Origin of the sequence: Vibrio sp. 10N.222.49.C9, assembly GCF_041474985.1 — a bacterium.
In the GTDB taxonomy this organism is placed as follows: Bacteria; Pseudomonadota; Gammaproteobacteria; order Enterobacterales; family Vibrionaceae; genus Vibrio; species Vibrio crassostreae_C.
On record NZ_JBFRVD010000180.1, the window covers coordinates 1 to 331 of the forward strand.

At 39.3% G+C, this 331-nt stretch carries 1 protein-coding gene; it reads left to right on the plus strand.

The window, feature by feature from the left end; genetic code table 11:
• Positions 1–242: 242 nt before the first annotated feature.
• Positions 243–331: SDR family NAD(P)-dependent oxidoreductase (locus AB4585_RS22620; RefSeq protein WP_372171059.1), on the plus strand; the 89-nt coding region annotated here is incomplete at its 3' end.

A 331-nucleotide genomic window follows, 5' to 3' on the forward strand; every position in this document is an offset into this window, starting at 1 on the left:
CTTGTCCACAGCCTCATTACAAACCATTTTTACTCTACTCCCAGTCTCAAGCTAACCCATTCAATATAAAGCCTCACTTACAGACTTAGTTCGATTATTAACGAATTCTTTAAACTGTTTCGCGGATCCAGGTAATTAAATCTGTTAATCAAGGTGCTATCTTATTGATCTAGCAACTAATATCTAACTGATTCATAACTAGGGTCTGTTGACCTTTTGAGCTTAATTTGAGGATAGTCACCATGCAGAAAATCATACTAATCACTGGCGCTACCGACGGTATTGGCCTTGAGACTGCCAAAACACTCGCCAAGCAAGGCCATCATCTATT